Source organism: Gordonia phthalatica (genome assembly GCF_001305675.1).
Lineage (GTDB): Bacteria > Actinomycetota > Actinomycetes > Mycobacteriales > Mycobacteriaceae > Gordonia > Gordonia phthalatica.
Genome location: NZ_CP011853.1, coordinates 3,210,786 through 3,233,080 on the forward strand (window position 1 = coordinate 3,210,786; position 22,295 = coordinate 3,233,080).

17 protein-coding genes are annotated in these 22,295 nt (G+C 70.3%); 5 read left to right on the forward strand and 12 right to left on the reverse strand.

Going from position 1 to position 22,295, the window contains the following annotated elements; genetic code table 11:
* Positions 1-72 precede the first annotated feature (72 nt).
* The 6 genes from ACH46_RS15035 to ACH46_RS15060 all read right to left on the reverse strand — a co-directional run bounded on the left by ACH46_RS15035 (position 73) and on the right by ACH46_RS15060 (position 11,241).
* Complete coding sequence (locus ACH46_RS15035) at positions 73-2,112, reverse strand: ATP-dependent DNA helicase UvrD2 (RefSeq protein ID WP_062393636.1); 2,040 nt, start codon at positions 2,110-2,112, stop codon at positions 73-75.
* 165 nt (positions 2,113-2,277) lie between these two features.
* Positions 2,278-2,538, reverse strand: coding sequence for a mycoredoxin (locus ACH46_RS15040; protein WP_082399698.1), 261 nt, complete (start codon positions 2,536-2,538; stop codon positions 2,278-2,280).
* A gap of 72 nt (positions 2,539-2,610) precedes the next feature.
* Positions 2,611-3,525: an NAD(+) diphosphatase gene (gene nudC, locus ACH46_RS15045; RefSeq protein WP_062393637.1), complete on the reverse strand. Its 915-nt coding sequence runs from the start codon at positions 3,523-3,525 to the stop codon at positions 2,611-2,613.
* On the reverse strand, positions 3,525-4,589 hold the full coding sequence (locus ACH46_RS15050) for a potassium channel family protein (protein WP_062393638.1): 1,065 nt from the start codon (positions 4,587-4,589) through the stop codon (positions 3,525-3,527). The genes nudC and ACH46_RS15050 overlap by 1 nt, the downstream gene beginning before the upstream one ends.
* A 9-nt stretch (positions 4,590-4,598) precedes the next feature.
* Positions 4,599-7,961: a UvrD-helicase domain-containing protein gene (locus ACH46_RS15055; protein WP_062393639.1), complete on the reverse strand. Its 3,363-nt coding sequence runs from the start codon at positions 7,959-7,961 to the stop codon at positions 4,599-4,601.
* Positions 7,954-11,241 carry an ATP-dependent helicase gene (locus tag ACH46_RS15060; protein ID WP_062393640.1) on the reverse strand — a complete coding sequence of 1,096 codons (3,288 nt, stop codon included), beginning with the start codon at positions 11,239-11,241 and terminating at the stop codon, positions 7,954-7,956. The genes ACH46_RS15055 and ACH46_RS15060 overlap by 8 nt, the downstream gene beginning before the upstream one ends.
* Before the next feature lie 149 nt (positions 11,242-11,390).
* On the opposite strand from ACH46_RS15060, the gene ACH46_RS15065 reads away from it, so the two are divergent.
* The 4 genes from ACH46_RS15065 to ACH46_RS15080 are packed head-to-tail and all read left to right on the forward strand — an operon-like array spanning position 11,391 to position 15,876.
* Entirely contained in the window at positions 11,391-13,457 is a 2,067-nt protein-coding gene (locus tag ACH46_RS15065) for an FTR1 family protein (protein ID WP_082399700.1), read from the forward strand.
* A gap of 1 nt (position 13,458) precedes the next feature.
* The gene (locus ACH46_RS15070; protein ID WP_062393642.1) at positions 13,459-14,712 is read left to right on the forward strand and encodes a Dyp-type peroxidase; all 1,254 of its coding nucleotides are present in this window, start codon (positions 13,459-13,461) and stop codon (positions 14,710-14,712) included.
* 50 nt (positions 14,713-14,762) lie between these two features.
* A complete protein-coding gene (locus ACH46_RS15075) occupies positions 14,763-15,572 on the forward strand; it encodes an alpha/beta hydrolase (protein WP_062393643.1) in 810 nt (269 codons plus the stop codon).
* 7 nt (positions 15,573-15,579) lie between these two features.
* Positions 15,580-15,876 carry an MGMT family protein gene (locus ACH46_RS15080; protein WP_062393644.1) on the forward strand — a complete coding sequence of 99 codons (297 nt, stop codon included), beginning with the start codon at positions 15,580-15,582 and terminating at the stop codon, positions 15,874-15,876.
* 173 nt (positions 15,877-16,049) lie between these two features.
* On the opposite strand, the gene ACH46_RS15085 is transcribed toward ACH46_RS15080, so the two are convergent.
* From ACH46_RS15085 to ACH46_RS15095, 3 genes are all read right to left on the reverse strand, one after another.
* Entirely contained in the window at positions 16,050-16,898 is an 849-nt protein-coding gene (locus tag ACH46_RS15085; RefSeq protein ID WP_062393645.1) for a TIGR02569 family protein, read from the reverse strand.
* A 66-nt stretch (positions 16,899-16,964) separates the two neighbouring features.
* The gene (gene moeZ, locus ACH46_RS15090; RefSeq protein ID WP_062393646.1) at positions 16,965-18,137 is read right to left on the reverse strand and encodes an adenylyltransferase/sulfurtransferase MoeZ; all 1,173 of its coding nucleotides are present in this window, start codon (positions 18,135-18,137) and stop codon (positions 16,965-16,967) included.
* A gap of 105 nt (positions 18,138-18,242) precedes the next feature.
* Complete coding sequence (locus tag ACH46_RS15095) at positions 18,243-19,229, reverse strand: DUF3152 domain-containing protein (protein WP_062395503.1); 987 nt, start codon at positions 19,227-19,229, stop codon at positions 18,243-18,245.
* Positions 19,230-19,317: 88 nt separating this feature from the next.
* On the opposite strand from ACH46_RS15095, the gene ACH46_RS15100 reads away from it, so the two are divergent.
* The gene (locus ACH46_RS15100) at positions 19,318-19,980 is read left to right on the forward strand and encodes a TetR/AcrR family transcriptional regulator (protein WP_062393647.1); all 663 of its coding nucleotides are present in this window, start codon (positions 19,318-19,320) and stop codon (positions 19,978-19,980) included.
* Positions 19,981-19,986: 6 nt separating this feature from the next.
* On the opposite strand, the gene ACH46_RS15105 is transcribed toward ACH46_RS15100, so the two are convergent.
* From ACH46_RS15105 to ACH46_RS15115, 3 genes are read right to left on the reverse strand one after another with little or no spacing between them, the layout of a single operon-like run.
* Entirely contained in the window at positions 19,987-21,171 is a 1,185-nt protein-coding gene (locus ACH46_RS15105; RefSeq protein WP_062393648.1) for a serine hydrolase domain-containing protein, read from the reverse strand.
* A gap of 14 nt (positions 21,172-21,185) precedes the next feature.
* On the reverse strand, positions 21,186-21,419 hold the full coding sequence (locus ACH46_RS15110) for a DUF3107 domain-containing protein (protein ID WP_062393649.1): 234 nt from the start codon (positions 21,417-21,419) through the stop codon (positions 21,186-21,188).
* Between the two features lie 16 nt (positions 21,420-21,435).
* Complete coding sequence (locus tag ACH46_RS15115) at positions 21,436-22,080, reverse strand: ferritin-like fold-containing protein (protein WP_062393650.1); 645 nt, start codon at positions 22,078-22,080, stop codon at positions 21,436-21,438.
* Positions 22,081-22,295: the final 215 nt, after the last annotated feature.

Here is a 22,295-nt window from a genome sequence, read left to right on the forward strand (position 1 = left end):
ACGGCACAGGAAGATCCCGCGCTGCTCTCAAGTACTCCTCGTACTCTAGGCGGACGACGAAATGTGCACAACTTATTTTCTACCTGCGGTTTTACCCGGCAAGGCGGAATCGACGACGGCGATGACCGCGGCACCGATCTCGTCCGTGCGAGCTCTGCCGAACCCGCGGACCTTCGCGAGGTCCTCGAGCGTGGTCGGCACCGCGGTCGCGATGGTGCGGACCATCGTCTTGCTCATCACGTTCGACTCCATGATCTCGTGCGACTCCGCGAACTCCTTGCGCCACACGGTCAGCGCCTTCAGGACGTCCGGATCCGGTTCGGTGCGCTCGGGCAGCGGTTCCAAGTCCAGGCCGGCCGACGGCGCGGGCACCAGGGCGTCGAGGAATCGGGACCGACGGCGCTTGGTGCCGCGCCCCTCCCCTCGCGAGAGGCTCCACGACAGGTGCAGGTGCTCGCGCGCTCGAGTGATGCCGACGTAGAAGAGCCGACGTTCCTCCTCCACCTCGTCGACGGTCTTCGAGGCGCGGCCCAGCGGCATGGATCCCTCGTGCAGTCCGGTCAGGAAGACCGCATCCCACTCGAGGCCCTTCGCCGCGTGCATCGACGACAGGGTGACGCCGCCGCCGATCGGCGCGTGCCGCATCCGCGAACGTTCGTCGAGCTTGCCGACGACACCGGCGAAGTCCAGTTCCGGCGCTTCGGAGGCGATGGTCTCGACGATCTCGACCAAGCGCAACAACTGCTGCCATCGCGCGCGGGCGTTGGCGCCCTTCGGCTCGGACTCGGTGAGCCCCACCTGGTGCAGCGCGTGCCGGACTGCGTCGACGGGCTGCATGGGCGGCGGCGGACCGCCCGCGAGGGAGGTGAGTCGTCGCATCGCCGCCACGATCTCGGGTCGTTCGAAGAAGCTCTGCGCGCCGCGGACCTGGTAGTCGATGCCTGCCTCCGCCAGCGCCTCCTCGTAGGCCTCGGACTGGGCGTTCACGCGGTACAGCACGGCGATCTCGGAGGCGGGCACCCCTGCGCGGATCCGTTTGCGGATCTCGGCGACCACACCGACCACCTCGGAGATCTCGTCGTCGTAGCCCGCGAACACCGGTTCGGGACCGGCGTCGCGCTGCCCCACCAGCTGCAGTCGGGTGCCTGCGATCCGCCCGCGGGCCTTGCCGATGGCCTCGTTGGCCAGGTTCACCACCTGCGGGGTGGACCGGTAGTCGCGCTGCAGGCGGACGAGCGTCGCGTCCGGGAACCGTCGCGTGAAATCCAGCAGGTACGACGGCGTGGCGCCGGTGAAGCTGTAGATCGTCTGGTTGGCGTCGCCGACGACGGTGAGGTCGTCGCGGCCGCCGAGCCACGCGTCGAGCAGATTCTGCTGGATCGGCGTGACGTCCTGGTACTCGTCCACCACGAAGCTGCGGTAGCGCGACCGGAACTCCTCGCCGATCGACGGATCGGACTGCAGGATCATCGTCGTGTAGATGAGCAGGTCCTCGAAGTCGAGGAGGCGGTCGCCGTTCGGTGCGACCTTCGCGGCCTCGTACGCGGCGAACACCTGCATCACCGTCCGCGGATCGGTCGGCACGTCCCGGTGTGCGCGCTGCGCGGCGTCGGCGTACTGGTCCGGCCCGATCGCCGACGACTTGGCCCACTCGATCTCCGAGGACAGATCGCGCAACAGGTCGCGATCGGACACGTCGATCCCGACCTCGCGCGCCACCCGCGCCACCATCCGGAACTTGTGTTCCAGGAGGTCCCAGCGCAGGTCGCCGAAGGTCATCGGCCAGAAGTAGCGGAGTTGACGCATGGCTGCGGCGTGGAAGGTCTGCGCGGCGACCGAGTTCCCCGGCCCCGAGACACCGAGGGAGGCGAGTCGCTCCCGCATCTCGGCCGCAGCCCTCGAGGTGAAGGTGACGGCCAGGACCTGCTCGGGATTGACCTGCCCCGATTCGACGAGGTGCGCGATCCGCCGCGTGATGGTGCGCGTCTTGCCGGTCCCGGCGCCGGCGAGGACGCAGACCGGCCCCCGGGGTGCGAGGACGGCTTCGAGCTGGTCGGGATCCAGTCCCGCCGTCGCTCCGCCTTCCACCCGCTGTCCCATCGCCGTCGTCATGCTCCTACAGTCTCACGCCCCTGTGACAATCCGCAGATGCGTCTCCCCACGACACCATCCGCGTCTGCCGACGACATCTGCGTCGTCCGGGACGACGCAACGGTCGGTGGGAGACGCGGATACGACGGATGGCCGCAGATGCGTCTCCCGGCGACGCGAAGGAGGCTACGCCCTGCCGATCTTGGTCAGCACGTCGCCGACCGACGGGTTGGTGGCGGTGGAGCCGTCGGCGAACAGGGCCGTCGGGACGACGTGGTTGCCGTTGTTGACGCTGCCGACGAACTCGGCGGCCTCGGGCGTGTCCTCGATGTCGATCTCGGTGTACTCGACGCCCTCGCGCGCGAGACCGGTCTTGAGCCGGATGCAGAACGGGCACCACGAGGTGGTGTACAGGGTCAGTTCCGGGGTTGCTGCCGCATCACTCATACCGCAATTGCAGCACATCGGGCCGTCGTGCGGCGACACGAGTCGGGCACGCCACAGGGAATCGCCTCGCCGTCAGGGCCGCGGGGCGTGCGCCCACGCGGTGATCAGACTGCGGGCGATGGAGATGGACCCCGGCAGCTTCAGCGGGACGTCGTCGTCGCCTGCACCCCAGTCGCCGCCCCGATCGAGCGCCGCCAGCACCTCGTCGCGGTGGAACCAGCGGGCGTCGCCGAGTTCGCCGTCGCGCAGGACCAGCGGCGCGGTCGGGTCGCCGACCGCCTCGAACCCCAGCATCAGCGACCGCGGGAACGGCCAGGGCTGCGAGCCGAGGTAGTTCGGCGAGTGGACGTGGATGCCCGCCTCCTCGAAGACCTCGCGGCGCACGCACTGCTCCAGCGACTCGCCGGGTTCGACGAAGCCGGCGAGCGTGGAGAACCAGCGGTCCGGCCACACGGTCTGCCTGCCGAGCAGCACTTGGTCGGCGCCGTCGTGGATCACCATGATGACGGCCGGGTCGGTGCGCGGATACTCCTCGGCGCCGGTCTCCGGATCGCGTCGCAGCCAGCCGCCCTGGGTCAGCTCCAGTGCCTTGCCGTCGATCGGCGAGTATCCGGTGGTGCGATGCCAGTTCAGCAGACCGAGCGCCGTCGCCAGCAGGCCGGCGCCGTCGGAGGTGAGCTTGTCTGCGCCCGAACGCGGTTCGGCGACCGGTTCGGGGACCTCGTCGACGCGCAGCGCCCACCGGTCACTGCCCGCGACGCCGAGGAAGACCGCACCCGGGACCGGCTCGGCACCCAGATCGGCGGCGGAGACCCAGCGGAGAGTGCCGTCGTCGTTGACCGGGAACTGTCCGCGGTGGTCGACGAGGAGTACCCGGGCGCTCGGCCAGCCCGCGATGAGCCGGTCGGGGTCCTTGCGGACGAGGGCCGCGCGGTCGAACTCGGCGCGGGACAGGATGGGCGGTTCACGGAACTCGAAGGTCGCCATCAGGCCGGTCCGCCCTGGCGCACGTAGAGGAGACGGTCGCCGGCCTCGATCTCTTCGACCTCTTCGTCGCCGACGCGGTACAGCTTGCCCGCCCGGACGACGCCGAGGACGAGGTCCTTGGTGTGCGCGGGCGACCCGCCGGTCTCGGAGGGCTCCACCTCGCGTTCGGCGATGGCGTATCCCTCCTCCGGGCTGAGCAGGTCCTCCACCACCTCCACGACGGACGGCGTGATGGTCGCGATGCCGAGCAGACGGCCCGCGGTCTCCGACGAGACGACCACCGAGTTGGCGCCGGACTGGCGCATCAGGTGGGTGTTCTCGGACTCGTTGATGGAGGCGACGATCTTGGCGTGCCCGTTGATCTCACGGGCCGTCAGGGTCGCGAGGACCGCCGTGTCGTCGCGGTTCGCGGCGACGACGATCGCGGCCGCGTGCTGGACGCCGGCCAGGCGCAGGACGTCGGACTTGGTCGCGTCGCCGCGAACGGTCACCAGACCGTGCGCATTGGCGACGTCGAGCGCCGCCTGGTCCTTGTCGACGATCACGATCTCCGCGGGTTTGCCGCCGTCGGCGATCACCGCGTCGACCGCGGTACGGCCCTTGGTGCCGTAGCCGATCACGATCGTGTGGTTGCGCACCCGGTTCCTCCAGTTCTGGATCTTCATCGCCTGGCGCGAACGCTCGGTCAGCACTTCGAGGGTCGTGCCGATGAGCACGATCAGGAAGAGGACGCGCAGCGGGGTGATGAAGATGATGTTGATCAGTCGCGCCGACTCGGTGATCGGAGTGATGTCGCCGTAGCCGGTGGTCGACAGCGTCACGGACGTGTAATAGAGCGCGTCGATGTAGGACATCTCGCCCTCTTTGGCGTCGATGTACCCGTCGCGGTCGAGGTAGACGATGACCGAGCAGACGAACAGCGCGGCCAGCGCCCACAGCACACGGCGGCCGATGGCGCGCGCCGGACTCTTCTCGCTCTCCGGGATCCGAACGACGCCGACGAGCGCGTAGTCCGGTTCGTCTACCAGCCCGCCGCCTTGTCGACGGCGCAATCGCTTACGCACATCTGGAGGCTACTGCATCCGCTCGGTCAGCATTCGCGCAAGCGCGTCCGGGCCGGGCAGATCCGCGGGTTCGAGAGTGAAGTCGTGTCGGACGTAGACGAATGCCGCGCGAACCCTGTCGAGCGGGATCCCGGACAGCTGCGACCACGCGACCCGATAGGCGGCGAGCTGGATGAACAGCGCTTTCCGCTTGGCGGGTTCGGGGACCGCGCCGGTCTTCCAGTCCACCACCAGCGCGCCGTCGCCGTCGGCGAAGACCGCGTCAATCCGACCGCGGACCACCGTGGAGCCGATGACGGTCTCGAATCCCACCTCCACCTCCTGCGGTGTGCGGTCGGCCCACGGCGACGCCAAGAACTTGCTGCGCAGCAGATCCAGGTCGTCTTCGACGGCGCCGGCCGCCGCGTCGGCGGCACCGGGCAGCTCGTCGACGTCGAGCAGCCGGGTGGCGCCGAACCGGCGTTCCACCCAGGCGTGGAACGCGGTGCCGCGGCGCGCCATCGGGTTGGGGCGATACGGGACGGGTCGACGCAGCCGCGCGGCGAACGCCTCCTCATCGGAGTCGAGTTCCACCAGCTGGCTCACCGACAGGTGCCCGGGGAGCTCCACGTCGACGACGGGGTCGACCGTCTGCGCCTTCTCCTCCAGCAGGACCGTCACCTCCCGCTGCCATTCGCGGGCGTCGAGGTCGGTGGGTTCGGCGTCGGCGACGGCGAACAGCGCGCGTTCGGCGCGGGCCGCGGCGACCAGTTCCGCAGCGGCCACCATCGGCGCCCGCCGATCGCCGAGGAGATCCACCGGCCAGTCGACGCTGATCTGCTGCTCGGTGAGCGGGTTGCTCGCATCCGGCGCGGGCGGCGGCGCGTCGACGTCGATCGACAGGCCGCTCGGATCCGCGCGGTCGCCCGCCGCTCCCGCGGCGCCGTCCGCCACCAGTGCGGCGAGCTCGGTGTAGAACTCGGATCCGCCGCGCGGTTTGTCACCCGTCTCGGACCAGTGGTGCGCCGACACGAGCAACGTGTGCTTGGCACGGGTGAGGGCCACGTACAGCAGGCGCCGGTCCTCTTCCAGGCGCCGCTCCCCGATCGCCGCCTTGTGATCGTCGATCGCCTGCTCCAGCTCCTTGCGATCGGAGACCTCGGTGAGGTCGAGCGGTGGGAAGCCCTCGTCGCCGTCTCGGGAGAGGTCGCCGCGGAGTTCGGCGGGCAACTCCTTCGCCGATCCCAGCCAGGTGGTCTCGGCCTTGCCGCTCGGGAAGATCCGGTCGGCGACGTGCGGCAGCGCCACCACATCCCATTCCAGGCCCTTGGCGGCGTGCACGGTGAGGATCTGCACGCGCTGCGCCGCCACCTCCACCTGCCCGGCTTCGAGGCCCTTCTCCACCACTTCGGCGGTCTCCAGAAACGAGAGCAGGCCCGGCAGGGTGGCGCCGGACCGTTCTGCGTAGTGCGTCACGTATTCGGCGAAGGCGTCGAGGTGCTCGCGACCGGTCACCTCGCCGCGCATCCGACGGGCCCGGATCTGTGCCTCCACCGCGACGCCGATGGTCTGCTCGACGTCGGCGACGAGTTCGGGCAGCGGCTGCCCGATCCGCCGTCGCAGGCTCTCCAACTGGGCGCCGAAGGTGGTGATCCGCTCGTACCCCGCCGCGCTATACCGGCTGGGGTCGCCGGGATCGGCGAGGGCGTCGCACAGGCCCGCGGAGTCGACGGCCTCGCCCGGCAGCGCGGCGTCGAGGGCGTCGTCGAGTGCTTCTCGGCTGGTCACGGCGCCGGTCGTCGGAGCTCCGGTGCCCGCGGTCAGTTCGCGGGCACGGCGCCACAGGGCGGCCAGGTCCGCGGCGCCGAGCTGCCAGCGTGCTCCGGTGAGCAGTCGCACGGCGGCGGTCCCGGCCATCGGATCGGCCATCAGCCGGAGGGTGGCGACGATGTCGGTGATCTCCGGGACGTGGAGCAGCCCGCCGATGCCGACCACTTCGGCGGGGATGCCGCGACGTTCGAGTTCTGCGGCCAGCGGTGCCGAGTCCTCGTTGCGGCGCACCAGGATCGCGGTGGTGGGCGGCGCGGTCTCATCGCGTTCGGCCGCCCGGTAGTAGTCCTCGATGCGGTCGGCGATCCACTCGCGCTCGTCGATCACCGTCTCGGTCAGCGCCAGTCGGACCGTGCCCGCCGGCGCGTCGGGACGCGGGCGCAGGACGCTCACCGGCACGCCGCGGCGGCGCAGCTCCTCGGAGCTCTCGTTCGCGAGGTACAGGGCGTTGACGCAGTTGCGCCAGCTGGTCAGCAGTTCTCGACGCGGGGCGTCGCGGCTGTCCGCGCGGGGGAAGTCGCGGGCGAATCGCGGCAGGTTGGCGGCCGATGCGCCGCGCCAGCCGTAGATGGACTGGATCGGGTCGCCGACCGCGGTCACCGCAATGGGCCTGCGACCGGCGACGGCGTGGCCGCCGAACAGCGACGACAGCAGGATCCGCTGCGAGTGGCCGGTGTCCTGGTACTCGTCCAGGAGCACCGCGCGGATGCTCGCGCGTTCGGCGTCGACCACTTCGGGGTGCGTCGCGACGAGTCGGGCGGCCAGCGACATCTGACTGCCGAAGTCGAGGGCGCCCTGCGCGGCCATCGCCTCCCTCAGGGCGATGACGAGCGGGATCAGCTCCCGGCGCTCGTCCATCACCGCCTGAATCTTCCGCAGGTTCTGGCTCGGTTCCGCCCGCTGCCCCTTCCCCTTGGGGAGGGTGTCGATCATCCGGTACAGGTCCTCGCCCGCGGCCTGCAGCTCCTCGACGTCGACGAGGTGCTCGGCCATCTCCGAGTACAGCCGCAGCACCGCTTCGGTGACCGACGACGGCACTTTGCTGGTGGTCAGTGCTCCCGGCCAGGTGGTGACGACCGAGAACGCGAGCTGCCACAGCTCGGTCTCGGAGAGGAGTGTGGCCGTCGGTTCGACGGGGAGCAGCAGGCCGTAGTCGGCGATCAGGCGTCCGGCGTAGGCGTGATAGGTGCTGACCTCGGCGTCCGCGCTGCGGAGCCGGCTCGCGAGTTCGCCGCCCGGATCCCATTCGAGGAGCGCCGGGCTGCCCGCGAGCATCGACAGGCGGCGACGGATGCGTGCTGCCAGCTCGCTGGCGGCCTTGCGGGTGAAGGTGAGGCCGAGGATCTCCTCCGGGCCGACGAGGCGGTTGGCGACCAGCCACACCACGCGCGACGCCATGGTCTCGGTCTTGCCCGCACCGGCGCCCGCGACCACGAGCATCGGTTCGAGCGGTGCCTCGATGACCTCGATCTGTTCGTCGGTGGGCGGCGGCAGTCCCAGCGCGGCGGCGAGCGAGCGGGCGCCGATCATCGGTCGGCGATCAGCGTGAACCGTGTCAGTCATCGATGACCGCCTTCCCCCGCAGCTGTGCCGGGCACGACTGCTGCAATCCGCAGTGCGAGCATCCGCTGTTGGGCGTCGCCGTGAACACCGGGCCGATGCTGGCCCGTGCCGCACCGCGCACCACCTCGGTCCACTCCTGGACCTGTTCGGCGGTGAGCGGCGACTGGGTCCGCTCGGCGGCTCCCGTCTTCTTGTTCGAGTTCGCGACGTAGACCAGGCGGCCGCCGCCGGGTTCCCGCCCCTGCAACTGCAGCGCCAACTGGTAGGTCGCGAGCTGCGGATGCTCTTCGGCGTCGACCGCGCGGACCGGGTTCTTCCCGGTCTTCACGTCGACGATCACCGGTCGACCCTGCGAGTCCGTCTCCAGGCGGTCGATCCGGCCCACCAGCCGCACCGGCAGCAGGGCGTTGCCGCGGTCGTCGACGCCGGTCGGCAGCGTGGCGTCGACCTCCACCTCCACCCCGGCCTCGGTGAGCTGATCCCGCGAGATCCGGAGCCAGTCGCGGAAATTGGTCAGCATCCCCTCGGCGCGTTCGAGTTCGCGATCGCTGTACCACTGGGCGGGCGAGGCCACCCGCTCCCACACCTCGTGCAGGGCGGCGTTGACCTCGGCGCGGTCGAGCTTGCCCGCGACCGCCTGCACCAGCGTGTGGACGAGGGTTCCGGTGAGCGCCTGCTCGGCGTCGCCGTCGCGGCCGCCGTTGCGTTCCAGCATCCACCGCAGGGAGCAGCGGGTCAGCGCGTCGATGTTCGACGGCGACAGCGTCCGCGGCCCGTTCTCCGGGGTCCACAGCGGAGTCTGGGAACTGGGTCCCATCAGACCGAACCAGTCGGCGGGGGCGGCGCCCGGTACCCCGGCCTGAGCGAGATCGGCCAGCAGCGCCGCCGCCACCCGGGTCCGTTCGTCCGGTCCGCCCTCGGCGTCCGCACCGGCGACCGCGACGGCCCTCAGTTCGGCGACCAGCGACGGCAAGGACAGCACGCGTCGCACACCGGGATCCAGCGGGACCTCGTCGTCGCCGGGCGCCTCGGTGCCGCCGTCCGCGCCGTAGCCGCCGAGGGCGTCGGCGATCTCGGGGACGAAGCGCGACGGGGAGGCGTCACCGCTGCCGTCCTCGATGGCCGTCACCATCAGTCGGCGTCGCGCTCGACTGCACGCCACCAGCAGCAGCCGACGTTCGTCGGCGAGCATCACCGAACCGCGGGCGATGGTGTCGACGGCGTCGGCGCCGACCCCGTCGAGCAGGTCGATCAGGGCCGGGGTGCCGAGGATGCTGCCTCGGCTGCGGAGCGACGGCCACAGTCCGTCGAGGACGCCCGAGACCGCCACCACCTCCCATTCGCGGCCGGACGCCGCGTGCGCGGAGACCACGGCCACCGATTCGGCGTCGGCCACCGCCATCCGCGATTCCCGCGGGATCTGCAGCTGACCGAGGTAGTCGATGAAGCCGAGCGCACCGGCCGCGGGCAGGTTGTCGGCGAAGTTCCCGGCGGCCTCGAACATGGCGAGCATCGCGTCCAGATCGCGGTCGGCCTGATCGCCGCCCCGACCGCCGCGCAGCGACTGCGCCGTCCAGCGTCGTTCCAAGCCGCTGGCCCGCCAGGCGCGCCACAGCATCTCCTCCACGCCGACGTGCGTCGCGTGTGCGACGCGGGCCGCGTCGATCACCTTCCGCAGGTGCTTGAGCGACAGCGACTCGAAGTCGGTGAGCCCGGTGAGGAGTTCGTCCATCCGCTCGGTGTCGGACAGTGCGACGGCGAGCGAGGTCAGCGAGTCGATGTCGCGGTCGTGGCCGTCGTCGACGCGCCGGACACCGCGGCGCAGTCGTCGCAGCATGGTCGGGTCGGCGGTGCCGATCGGGCCGCTGAGGAGGGCCACCACCTCGTCGCCGTCGAGGGGTGCGCCGCCGGCCGCGACGCGCAGCACCAGGGTGAAGGCTTCGACGGCGCGTTGCCGGTGGATCGGAATGTCGCTCGCCGGGGTCGCCATCGGGACGCCGGCGGACGAGAAGGCGCGACGCAGCGCGGGCAGCGCTCGTGGCACCGAACGCACGATCACCGCCATCTGCGACCACGGCACCCCGTCGAACAGGTGCGCGCGGCGCATCATGTCGGCGACCGCCGTCGCCTCCTTGGCACCCGAGGAGAACACCTGCACGCCCGCGCGGCCGGGATCGGACTCGTCGGCGGGCACCGGGTACGGGTGCGGTCGTGCGCCCGGCAGTCGCGACGCGAGCACGCGTCCGACCGCGGTGACCGATGGTCGGCTGCGGAAGCAGACGTCGAGCAGCACATCGCGGTCCGGGTCGTCCTCGGCGATCGAGTCCGCGAACTTGGAGTCGGCACCGCGGAAGCCGAACACCGACTGGTCGGTATCCGACGCGATCACCGCGGAGTCCGCGCCGGTTCCGAGGAGGCGGACGAGGAACGCGGCCTGCGGATCGAGGTGCTGGGCGTCGTCGACCAGCAGGTGTCGGATGCGATCGCGCTGACCGCGCAACACGTCCGGGTCGGTGGCGAACGCCGACAATGCGGATCCGATCAGCTCGGCGGCGTCGACGGCCGTCACGCTGGCCTCGGGCGCGTCGAGGCCGACCGCGCCGCGCAACAGCATCCCCTCCTCGTACTGCCGGAAGGCGTAGCCGGCGGCGACCCATTCGGGACGCTTGTGCCGCTCCCCCAGTTCGGTGAGGTCGGCGGGCCCCAGGCCGCGCTCCGACGCCCGCATCATCAGGTCGCGCAGGGCCTGCGCGAAACCGTCGGTGGTGAGTGCGGGTCGCAGCGACGGCGGCCAGTACGCCGCGCCGTCCTCGACGTCGCCCGCGAGGAGTTCACGCAGGATCACGTCCTGCTCCGACCCGGTGATCAGTCGCGGCGGCGGGTTGCCGTGGGCCTGCGCCTGCAGCCGCAGGACCGCGAACGCGTAGGAGTGAATGGTCCGCACGAGCGGTTCGCGGAGGGCGCCGCCGAGACGACCGCCCGCGGACAGCACCCGCCGGGTGATCTCCGACCGCAGCTGGCCCGCGGCCCGCCGGTTGGCGGCGAGCACCAGTACCGACTCCGGCTCCACCTCCGGATCCAGCAGCCTGGCGACGGCGGCGTCGACGATCAACGCCGTCTTCCCCGTACCCGGACCGCCGTGCACGCGCCACGGCCGCCAGGGGTGCGCCGGGTCGGCCCGATGGCGCCCGTCGATCACAGCGGCCGCAGCCTCCGGCCACCGACGCGCGGCGTCGGCCGGTGCCGGGGCCGCGACGAGTCGGGTGCCGGGTCTGGTCATGACACCTATGCAATCACGCCGCTACGACATTTCCGGCCCGAGGTCCGTTGCCGAAGCCGGGCGTCCGGCCCTGGAGTGCCCAGCGACCTTAACGGCGGCTTAAATCAGGGATTCGAACGCCGTGCCGACTGAGGTCTACTGTCCCTGAAGTGAGCTTCTCAATAGGTTTGCCTAATCTGATCATCGGATTGCGCGAATCGCTCGAAGCGGGTCTGGTGATCACCATCCTGCTGGCCGCGATCCGTCGCGGAACCGGCGATCGTCGCGACATCGCGGCGATCTGGATCGGTGTCGTCGCCGCGCTCTCGGTGTCGATCAGTGCCGCCGTCGTCCTGACCGCGGGTCTCGACGCGCTGCCCGCCACCGGTCAGTCGATCCTGAGCGGCCTCCTGGGCCTCCTCGCGGTGGTCCTGGTGACGCGGATGATCTTCACGATGCGGGCCACCGCGCGCACCATGAAACGAGACATCACAGAGAAGGTGACGGCCGGCGCGCAGCTGGGCACCGCGGCCCTCATGCTGACCGCGTTCACCGCGGTCGCGCGCGAGAGCCTGGAAGCCACCCTGTTCCTCTGGACGGCGTCGCGGCAGACCGGCGACGCGTCCGGTGCCCTGGTCGGCGCCGTCGTCGGCATAGCCCTCGGCCTCGGCCTCGCGTATCTGCTCTACCGTCGCGCGCTGTCGCTGAATCTGGCGACCTTCTTCACCTACACTGCGGTCCTGCTGGCCGTCGTCATCGCGGGCATCCTCGCGTACAGCATCGGCGAGTTGCAGAACGTCGGCTGGATCCCGGGCCGCACCGCCGTCGCGTGGGACGTCTCGGCGTCCATCGACGCGAGCAGTTGGTGGATGGCGATCATTACCGCGCTCACCGGGATCGCCGTCCACATGACGGTGATCCAGGTGACGGCGTGGGTCGCCTATCTGGTGGTGGTGCTGTGGTGTCTGTTCCGGGTGCCCGCGTCCGCGCCCGCCGCAGACGGCGAACCCTCCCGGTTCGACGCCGTCGCCCGCCGGATCGCGGGCGGCGGCAAGGTGGTCGGCGCCCTGATCCTGATCGTCCCGATCGCGATCGCCGCCACCGTCGCGACGCTGCTCCCCAAGTCGGTTAGTACCGAATCCACCGTGACGGTGGCCGACGGTTCATGCGGCGCCGACGCCGCCGTCACCTCGGCGGGCGCGCACACGTTCACCGTCGTCAACAAATCGTCTCGCACCGGAGAGGTCACCTTCGAGGACGTCGCGGGCAACATCCTGGGTGAGATCGAGACGCTCGCGCCGAAGACGTCCGCGCCGATGCACGCATCGATCCCGGCCGGGAACTTCCGATTCCACTGCGCGATGGCGGGAACCGCTCCGGCGTACTCGCCGGTGATCGCGGTCTCCGGGGTCGACGACGCTCCGCTGCCCACCCCGAAGGCACCGGTGAGCGACGCCGATCTGCAGGGGCCGGCCGACGCCCTCCGCGCCGACGTCCTCACCCGCCTGTCCGCACTGCACGACGCCTCGCAGGCCCTGGCCGCCGCTGTCGCGTCGGGTGACACGGCGGCCGCGCAGCAGCGGTGGCGCGACGCGATCTGGATCTGGCAGCAGTCGAGCGCCTCGTACCGCGCGTTCGGCGAACTTGGCGACGCAGTCGGCGGCGAACCCTGGGGCCTCCCCGGCGGCGTCGACGATCCGAGCTTCCGCGGCCTCCGCCGTCTCGAATACGGACTGTGGAACGGCCAGTCGACGGAGGTCCTCGCCCCGATCGCCGCGCGACTGACCACCGACGTCGACGCGCTCCGCGCGGCCGTCGCCGCCCACGACGACCGCGTGGCCCTCGATCCCAAGGACATCCCGCTGCGTGCGCATGAGGTCCTCGAGGAAGCCGAGCGGCATCTGACCAACGGCTTCTCCGATCTCGGGGCGGGCACCGAGTACTTCGAGACCGACGCGATGATCGCCAACACCCGCGTCGTTCTCGCCTGTCTGGAGCCGTTGTTGACAGCGCGGGCCCCGCAGCTCCTCGCGCAGTCGCAGGCCGCACTCGACCACCTGCAGCAGGTCCTCACCGCGACGGCCCGCACCCCGCAGGGCACGTGGCTCTCGCGCCACCAGATCTCCCCCGATCAGCGACTGGCGATCAACGCCGCGCTCTCGTCCACGCTGGAGGTGCTCGCGCAGTTGCCCGGCGTGCTGGAACCCCCGCTCGCTCGTACCCCGGGAGGCAACTGACATGCGCGACATCAACCGGCGTTCACTCCTCAAGGGCGGACTGCTCGGCGCCGCGGGCGCGGCCGCGACCATCGGCGTCGTCGGGCAGGGCGTCGCCGCCGACCGTCGAGCGGCCGAGCCCGCCTCCATTCCGACGTTGGACTCGTATCCGGTCCACGGCGCACGACAGTCCGGGGTCGACGCCCCGCCCGCCGGACGCCAGCAGGCCGCCTCGGAGTTCATGGCGGTCCGCGTCACCGCCACCGACCGAGCGGGCCTCGAAACACTGTTCACCCAGCTCACCGTGATGATCCGCCGGCTCGCGGGCGGCCTCGCCTCCCCCGACACCCCGGTCGCCCGGCCGCCCGCCGACAACGGCGTCCTCGGCGCCGGCCCCGGCATCGACGGACTGACCATCACCGTCGCGGTCGGCGCATCACTGTTCGACGACCGCTTCGGTCTCGCCGACAAACGCCCGGCGGGCCTGACGCCGATGCGCGTCTTCGGCAACGACCGCCCCGAACCGGCGTGGACGGGCGGCGACCTGCTGATCCAGGTGTGCGCAAACCACGCCGACGCCACCCACCGCGCGGTTCGCGAACTTCTACGCGCCACCCGCGAGAACATGCAGGTGCTGTGGCGGATCCGCGGCTTCGGTTCGCCGCCGCGGCCCGAGGGCACCCCGCGCAATCTGCTCGGCTTCAAGGACGGCACCGCCAACCCGCAGGGCGACGACGCCCGGTCCCTCATCTGGGTCGAGGACGATCGCGACCAGCCGTGGACGGTCGGCGGCACCTACGTGGTGGTCCGGCTTATCCGGATGTTCACCGAGTTCTGGGACCGGATCTCGATCAACGAGCAGGAGCGGATCTTCGGCCGCCGCCGCGACAGCGGAGCACCGCTCGACGGCAACGCGGAGTTCGACGTCCCCGACTACCGCGCAGACCCGCACGGCTTCGCAGTGCCCACCGACGCGCACATCCGCCTTGCGAATCCGCGGACCGACGCCACCGCGGGCCAACGGCTGATCCGGCGGTCGTACAACTACGACCTCGGCGTCGACGCCAACGGCAACCTGCAGGCCGGCCACATCTTCGTCTGCTTCCAGAAGAGCATCCAGGAGCAGTTCGAGACCGTGCAGGAACGGCTCGACGGCGAGCCCCTCGAGGACTACGTCCAGCCCTTCGGCGGCGGCTACTTCTTCGTGCTGCCCGGCATCCGCGACTCGCACGACGTGCTCGGCAGCGGCCTGCTGGCACGGTCGTCGAAGCACTGACGGCGCTCCGCTGACGCGACGTTCGGGAGGCACGCCCTAAGCTCGACGTCATGCCCGACATCCCCGCACGCGACCTCCACGTCCACCTGTTCGGGCCCGACGATCCGGACGTCCCCCACGTGCTGGCCGTCCACGGTCTCACCGGTCACGGGCAGCGGTGGGGGCGATTGGCCGACGCGCACCTCCCTGGTGTCCGCGTCGTCGCGCCGGACCTGCTGGGGCACGGGCACAGCCCGTGGGAGCCGCCGTGGGGAATCGCCGACAACGCCGACGCCCTCTCCGCGGCCCTCGACCGGTACATCGCCGAACAGTCGCGTCCGGTCGTGATCCTGGCGCACTCGTTCGGCTGCGCGATCAGCCTGGAGCTCGCCGCGCGACGCCCCGACGACGTCGCCGGACTGGTGCTGCTGGATCCCGCACAGGGCCTCGACGCCGGTTTCGCACGCACCATCGCCGAATCCGCCATGGCCCGCTGGGGCAACACCGACGCCGAGGACGCGAAGGCCGCCAAACGCATGGAGGGCTGGGGCGAGGTCCCCGCGGAGATCCTCGACGCCGAGGTGGTCGAGCACCTGATCCCGACCGCGGACGGTCGGGTGTCCTGGCGGGTGTCCGCTCCGGCGGTCGCGACGGCGTGGAGTGAGATGGCCGGACGGTTCCGCCTGCCGCCGGTCGGCGTGCCGACGCACGTGGTGATCGCCGGTCGCGTCGACCCGCCCTTCGTCCGCCCGGCCTTCCTCGCCGCCTGCGCCGACCAGCGAGCCGACTCGGTGACCGTCCACCGCGTCGACACCGAGCACATGGTGCCGTTCCTGGTCCCGGAGCTGTGCGCCGACATCGTCAAGGGACTGCTGAGGTGACGGCGCGATGGCGAAGGTGACCGAGGAGCAGGTGGAGGAGGTCCGCGCCCTGATCGCGGCGATCCCGCGCGGCATGGTCAGCACGTACGGCGACCTCGCAGCCGTCGTCGGACTGTCGAGTCCGAGGATCGTCGGCTGGATCATGCGGACCGACGCCGCCGACCTCCCCTGGCAGCGGGTGGTCCCCGCGTCGGGCCGACCGGCCGTCGGACTCCGCACTCGGCAGTTGGCGAAGCTCCGCGAGGAGGGCGTGCGGATCGTCGACGACCGCATCGACATGACAGCGCACCGGGTGCAGTGGTGAGCGGTGTGCGCAGGCGGTTTCGACTCGCTTCGCTCGCTCAACCAGCGGTGGAGGCGGCCGTTCAACCAGCGGTAACGGCACCCCACGCTGGTTGAGCCGACGCGAGGCGCAAGCCGAGCGGCGTGTCGAAACCCCGTGAGAAGACGCTGGTACGACGCGTCTCGGAGAGAGCCCTACACCATCATCCGAACCAGATCGACGACCCGCAGCAGGCCCGGCAGGGCACCCGCCGTCGACCTCGGATGCAGGCTGTGGACGGCGAGGCGGAACATCAGCGCGCGCAACAGCATCTGCGGCCACTCCGGATGATCCGACCACCGTTCGATCAGGTCCTCGCTGGCACCGCCCCACGCGATGGCGTCGACGACGACCACCGCGGCGGCCCACGACGCGGGACGCCAGTACGGGACGATGTCGGTGATGGCGGGCGCTGCGGCGCCGGCGAACAGCACGGTCCCGAACAGGTCGCCGTGCACCACCTGCGAGGGCAGGTCGACGGGGCGACGAAGCTTCCCGAGGATCTTCATCTCCGCGATGCTCCGCTGACCGTCGTCGCTGGTCGGCTCCCCCATGCCCGCGGCGCGTGCACTGCGGAGCGGCGTCTCCTCCCACGCGGCGCGGTCGGAGGCGACGAAGACGTCGACGTCGTTGAACGGCGGGGCCGGCGGCTGCAGCAGGAACCGCGGGCGCTCGAACTTGGCGGTCGCGGCGTGCAGACGGTCGGCCAGCGCCACCACTTCGTCGTGGCGCGGCTCCGGGCTGCCCGCGACGTAGGTGTCGGCTCGCCAGCCGGAGACGACGTACCGGCCGTCGGAGGCGCGGATCGGCCGCGCGATCCGCATGCCCTCGACGTACAGGTGCTCGCGGGCCGTCGCCGACCAGGCGGCACGGGCGTGATCGGGAACCAGGGTCAGCACCACTTCACCGACGCGCCACGCCGCGACATCCATCGCGATCGGCGGATGCGCGGTGAGGCCGAAGGTGGTCAACACCTGTTCGGGGGGCTCGACAATGCTGGTCACGATCGTCAGATTACCCAGGACACTGCGGGTTTCCCTGCAGCGACACCAACGGGTGAGTCACGACGATCAGTAGACGGCCATCTCCGGGTCCAACTGCGCGGCCCACGCTACGATGCCGCCCTGCATGTGGGTGGCGTCCTCGAAACCGTTCTTCTTCAGTGCGGCGAGCGCCTCCGCGGACCGGACTCCGGTCTTGCAGTAGAGGACGATCGGGCGGTCGTGCGGCAGGTCGCCGAGCGCCTTCCCCGACAGGATGTCGCCCTTCGGGATCAGGGTGGCGCCGTCGATCCGGTTGATCTCGAACTCGACGGGTTCGCGGACGTCGATCAGTGCGGGCGGCGTCGTCGAGTGCAGTCGCTCGTCGACCTCCGCTGGGGTCAGGGTGGAGCCGACGGCTGCGGCGGCCGCCTCGTCGGAGACCACGCCGCAGAACTCCTCGTAGTCGATGAGCTCGGTGACCGCGGCACCGGCGGGATCCTTGCGGACCTTGACGGTGCGGTAGCTCATCTCCAGCGCGTCGTACACCATGAGTCGGCCGAGCAGCGATTCGCCGATGCCGCAGATCAGCTTGATGGCCTCGGTGCCCATGATCGAGCCGATCGACGAGCAGAGGATGCCGAGCACGCCACCCTCCGAGCACGACGGCACCATTCCGGGCGGCGGGGCCTGCGGGTATAGATCGCGATAGTTGATGCCGCGACCGTCCGGCGCGCCCTCCCAGAACACGGACACCTGGCCCTCGAACCGGAAGATGGAGCCCCACACGTACGGCTTGCCCGCCAAGACGGCGGCGTCGTTCACCAGGTACCGGGTGGCGAAGTTGTCGGTGCCGTCGAGGATGAGGTCGTACTGCGAGAACAGTTCGACGGCGTTCTCCGGCTCCAGCCGGAAGTTGTGCAGATGCACGTCGACGAACGGGTTGATCTGAGCGATCGAGTCGCGGGCGCTCTCGGTCTTGAGTCGGCCGACGTCGGCGATCCCGTGGATCACCTGGCGTTGCAGGTTGGAGGTGTCGACGACGTCGAAGTCGACGATGCCGATGGTGCCCACCCCGGCCGCGGCCAGGTACATGAGCGTGGGGGCGCCGAGCCCGCCGGCACCCATCACGAGCACCTTGGCGTTCTTCAACCGTTTCTGACCGGTCATCCCGACGTCCGGGATGATCAGGTGGCGGCTGTAGCGCTCCACCTCGTCACGGGTCAGTTCAGCTGCGGGTTCCACCAGTGGAGGCAGCGGCATCACCGATTGGGGCATCAACGGCTGGGACATCTCAGGACACCTTCCGAGCGCGAATATCTCGTGGAGTGCAACCTGCCGCGGTCCGCCGGTTATTCCCGGCTCGGGTCACTTGGTCGGGTACGGCCACGCGTTCGGCTTGCAGACCAGGCTCCGGTCGACGTCCTTCATCTCCGGATCCAACGCCATGATCTGCGAGTTCGCCGTGCCGAAGGTCTGCTGCATCATGATCGGCGCCAGCGCACCGTTCTGCTTGCACGGCTGATGCTTCTCGTAGCCGATGCCGTGGCCGGTCTCGTGATTGATGAGGTACTGCCGGTAGGTCAGGTCGTCGCCCTCGAACGCCATCGCACCGCGCACCCACCGAGCCTCGTTGAGCACCACCCGCGCGTCCGGAGGGTAGTAGCAGGAGGTCTCCAATTTGATCTGGTAGCCGCACAGTTCGCGAGCGGTGTCGGTCGACGTCAGCGAGATCCGCAGGTCGGGCTCACCGGAGTCGACGCGACGGAACGACACCTTGCCGTCGCCGATCCAGCTCTTCGGGTTGGCGAGCGTCGCGTCGACGAGCTTGGCGAACGCGGCGTCTCCGCCGTACTCCTGCGAGCTGATGCCGCGCTCCACCTCGACGCTGTAGGTGTAGACCTGGCTGCCGGTGCCGATCTTCGGCCCGGTGCCGCGCACCGTCCGGTAGACGCGTTCGCCCGTCTTCGTGAAGGCCCCGCCGTCGGGAAGTGCGCCGCCCGGAAGCGCCGCCTCCTGGATCGGTCCGGTGGGCGCACCGATCGGCGTGGTCTCGTCCTGAACGTGCGTGTTTCGGACGTCATCGCCTGCGGTCGTCGACTCAGCGGGGGCCGCGTCACCGTTCCGGACCGTCATAACGAGCAGGACGACGGTGAGGATCGCGAGCACGGGGATGGCGTAGGCACGCCACCCGTAGGCGCCGATGAATCGGCTGACGGCACTGCGTTCCCGGCGGTCGGCGTTCTCTGGTCCCGACGGCCCGTCGTCGCCCACCGGATCCCACCGAGCACGCAGCGGCTGATCTGGCCGCGGGCGGCGGGGACGCTGCGTCCCTGGCTGAGGAGTACCGGTCACGCGATCAACTTTCTCACAGATGATGATCGGCACCGCGCATCCACCCTTCCCCGTGTGTGATCTGGAGCGCTCCGAGTAGGGTCTAAGAATGTCCTCTCCCACTCCCCAGGCATCGACCTCGGCCGGATCCGGGCGCACCAGCACCCGTCTCCCTCGCAGCGCGCGACGCCGCCAACTCCTCGACGCAGCGAGCGAGATCTTCGTCGAGCGGGGCTACCACTCTGCCGGTATGGACGAGATCGCGATTCACGCCGGAGTCAGCAAGCCCGTCCTCTACCAGCACTTTCCGTCGAAGCTCGACCTCTACATCGCGGTCGTGGACTCGCACGCCGAGAAGCTGGTCGCCGACGTGAACCGCGCTCTGCTCACCACCAGCGACAACCGCAAGCGCGTGCAGGCCGCCGTCGAGGCGTTCTTCGACTTCATCGACGACGACAACTCCGGCTACCGGCTGATCTTCGCCTCCGATGCGATGGACCCGGCCGTCATCCGGCGTGTCGAGGGCGCCACCGAGGCCTGCGTCGACGCGGTCTACGGACTCGTGATGCAGGATTCGGGCATGGACCCGCACCGTTCGCGGATGCTGGCCACCGGCCTTGTCGGCGCCAGCGTGATGAACGCCCGCTACTGGGTGGACGCCAGCCGTCCGATCGACAAGTCCAGCGCCGTCGACACCACGGCCGCACTCCTGTGGGGCGGATTGGCGGGCGTCCCGAAGCTGCAGGCCGAGCGCGACGCCGCTGCCGAGTAACGGCCGTCAGGCCATCTCCCGGTACACCCGGGTCTCGAACTCCAGCGCCGCAGCCATGGCGGCCGGGTCAGCGAAGGGCAGCACCTGCGTGCCCCACACGCCGGCGACGTCGGCGGTGCGGTCGATCCAGAAGTAGATGTTGGCGAGGCCCGCCCACCCGAGCGAACCCGCGCTGCGTCCGGTCGGGGCGGCCTCGTCGTTCACCAGGAACGTGTACGCCCACGACTTCGACTGTCCGGGAAAGAACTCGGCATCGTGTGTGACGACCGGGTCCACGCCGTGGAGCTTCGTGACGTGAACACCGTCGGCCAGGCCGTTCCGCGCGGCCCAGGCGACCGTCTCCGCGCTCAGCACGCGACCGTTGTCGCCGACGCCGTCGCGCAGCCACATCTGCAGGAAGCGCGCGTAGTCGTCGACGGTGGAGTAGAGCCCCTGCCCGCCCATCTGCACTTCGGGCTGCTGCGGCATCACGATGCGCGTCGACTTCAACGCGTCGCCTCGCCGGAGATGCACCGTGGCCCGGCGCGACTCCATGTCGTCGGTGAGGACGAAGCCCGAGCTCGCCATGCCGAGCGGAGCGAAGACGCGGTCGCGGAGCATCTGCTCGAGGCGTGCGCCGCGGACGGCTTCGACCACCAGGCCGGCCCAGTCCATGCTGGTGCCGTAGTTCCATCGGGTGCCGGGTTCGAAGAGGATCGGCGTCGTCAGCGACGCCTTCTGGGCGGTGACCGGGTCCGGGTAGCGACCGTCCTTCACGAGCCGCTGATAGTCGGCGTCGAAGAACGGGTATGCGAATCCCGCGGTGTGCAGGAGCAGCATCCGCGTGGTGATCGGCGTCGACACCGAACGGGTCAGCGGCGCACCGTCGGCGTCGAATCCGTCGAGGACCTCGATCTCACCGATCTCGGGCACGTACTCCGCTGCCGGGGCGTCGAGGTCGAGCAGGCCGTCGTCGACGCACTGCAGCACCGCGGTGCCGGTCAGCGGTTTGGACGCCGAGTACAGCGCGATCACCGTGTCGGTGGTCATCGGCGCAGCGCCGTCGGGTTCCGCGCCGCCGAGGGCACGGACTCCGGCCGCACCCGAGTACTCGACGCCGTGCGAACGCACCACCGCGGCCGCGACGCCGGGAACCCGCGTGGAGTCGGGGCCGTGAACGGCGGCGGCCAGCAGACCGTCGAGCCGGTCCATGAGGAGGTCCTCTCTCAGGCGGCGCCGAAACCGACGCGACGGCTCTCCGCGCTGCCGACCTCGATGTAGGCGATCTTCGCCGCGGGGACCAGGACGCGCGCGCCCTTGTCGTCGGTCAGGGCCAGCACGGAGTCGGTTCCGTCGAGCGCCCGCTGGGCGGCCGCATACACGTCGTCGGCCTTGTCTGCCGAGGTGAAGGCGAGTTCGCGGGGGCTGTTCTCGATACCGATCTTGACGTCAACGCTCATGCGCTAGATCCTACCGTCACGCGAGCGACAGGTCGGCCATGCGCTGCGAATGACGCGCGGCCATGTTGTCGAAGAAACCCGCGGCGTTGTTGAGGGTGGCGGTGCCGTCGAACAGCAGGGCCATCACCTCCTCCTCTTCGGCCAGCACCCACTGCATGTGGGTGATCGCCTCGCCGAGCAGACGACGACCCCACAGCACCAGCGGCGACGCGATCGCCGGATCGGCGGCGACGGCCGCGCGCACCTGGTCGACGGCGAACTGCGACGATCCGGTCTCGGCCATCACCGATTTCATCGTCGGGCGCACCTCCTCCGGGAGGACGTCGGCCATCTCGGCGTAGAAGTCGGCGGCCAGACCGTCGCCGACGTGCATCTTGACCAGCACCTCGAGCCAGGAGGTCGGCATCGTGACGCGGTGGTACTCGTCGAAGACCTTGGTGTGCGAGGCGACAGCCTGGTCGGGATCGCCGCCGCCGGCGCGGATCTGCTCCGACAGCACCTCGAAGTGCCCCATCTCCACCGCGATGAGGCGCGCGATGGCCACGCGATCGGCCGTCGTCGGCGCCATCGCCGACTCCTCGATGAGTCGATAGCAGGCGGCGAACTCTCCCGCGAGGAGGACTTCGTAGAGCTTCGTGACAGCGGCAGAGTTGTTCGACATGCCAGTCAGAGTAGGCAAGGCGCTACACTGAGGGCCAGGCATGTCGCCTTTCCGCCCGACGAAGTCACACTTCTCGGTCCCTCGCACACCGTTGCGGAGGGGTTTGCGAGCGACGTGTCAGACCTTGAGCGCGCACCTGCGAACGGCTTCTTCAGCCCGGTCCGCCCGAGGGGCCTACAGTACGGGACCCCGCGGATCCTCTTGTGTGCGTGCAT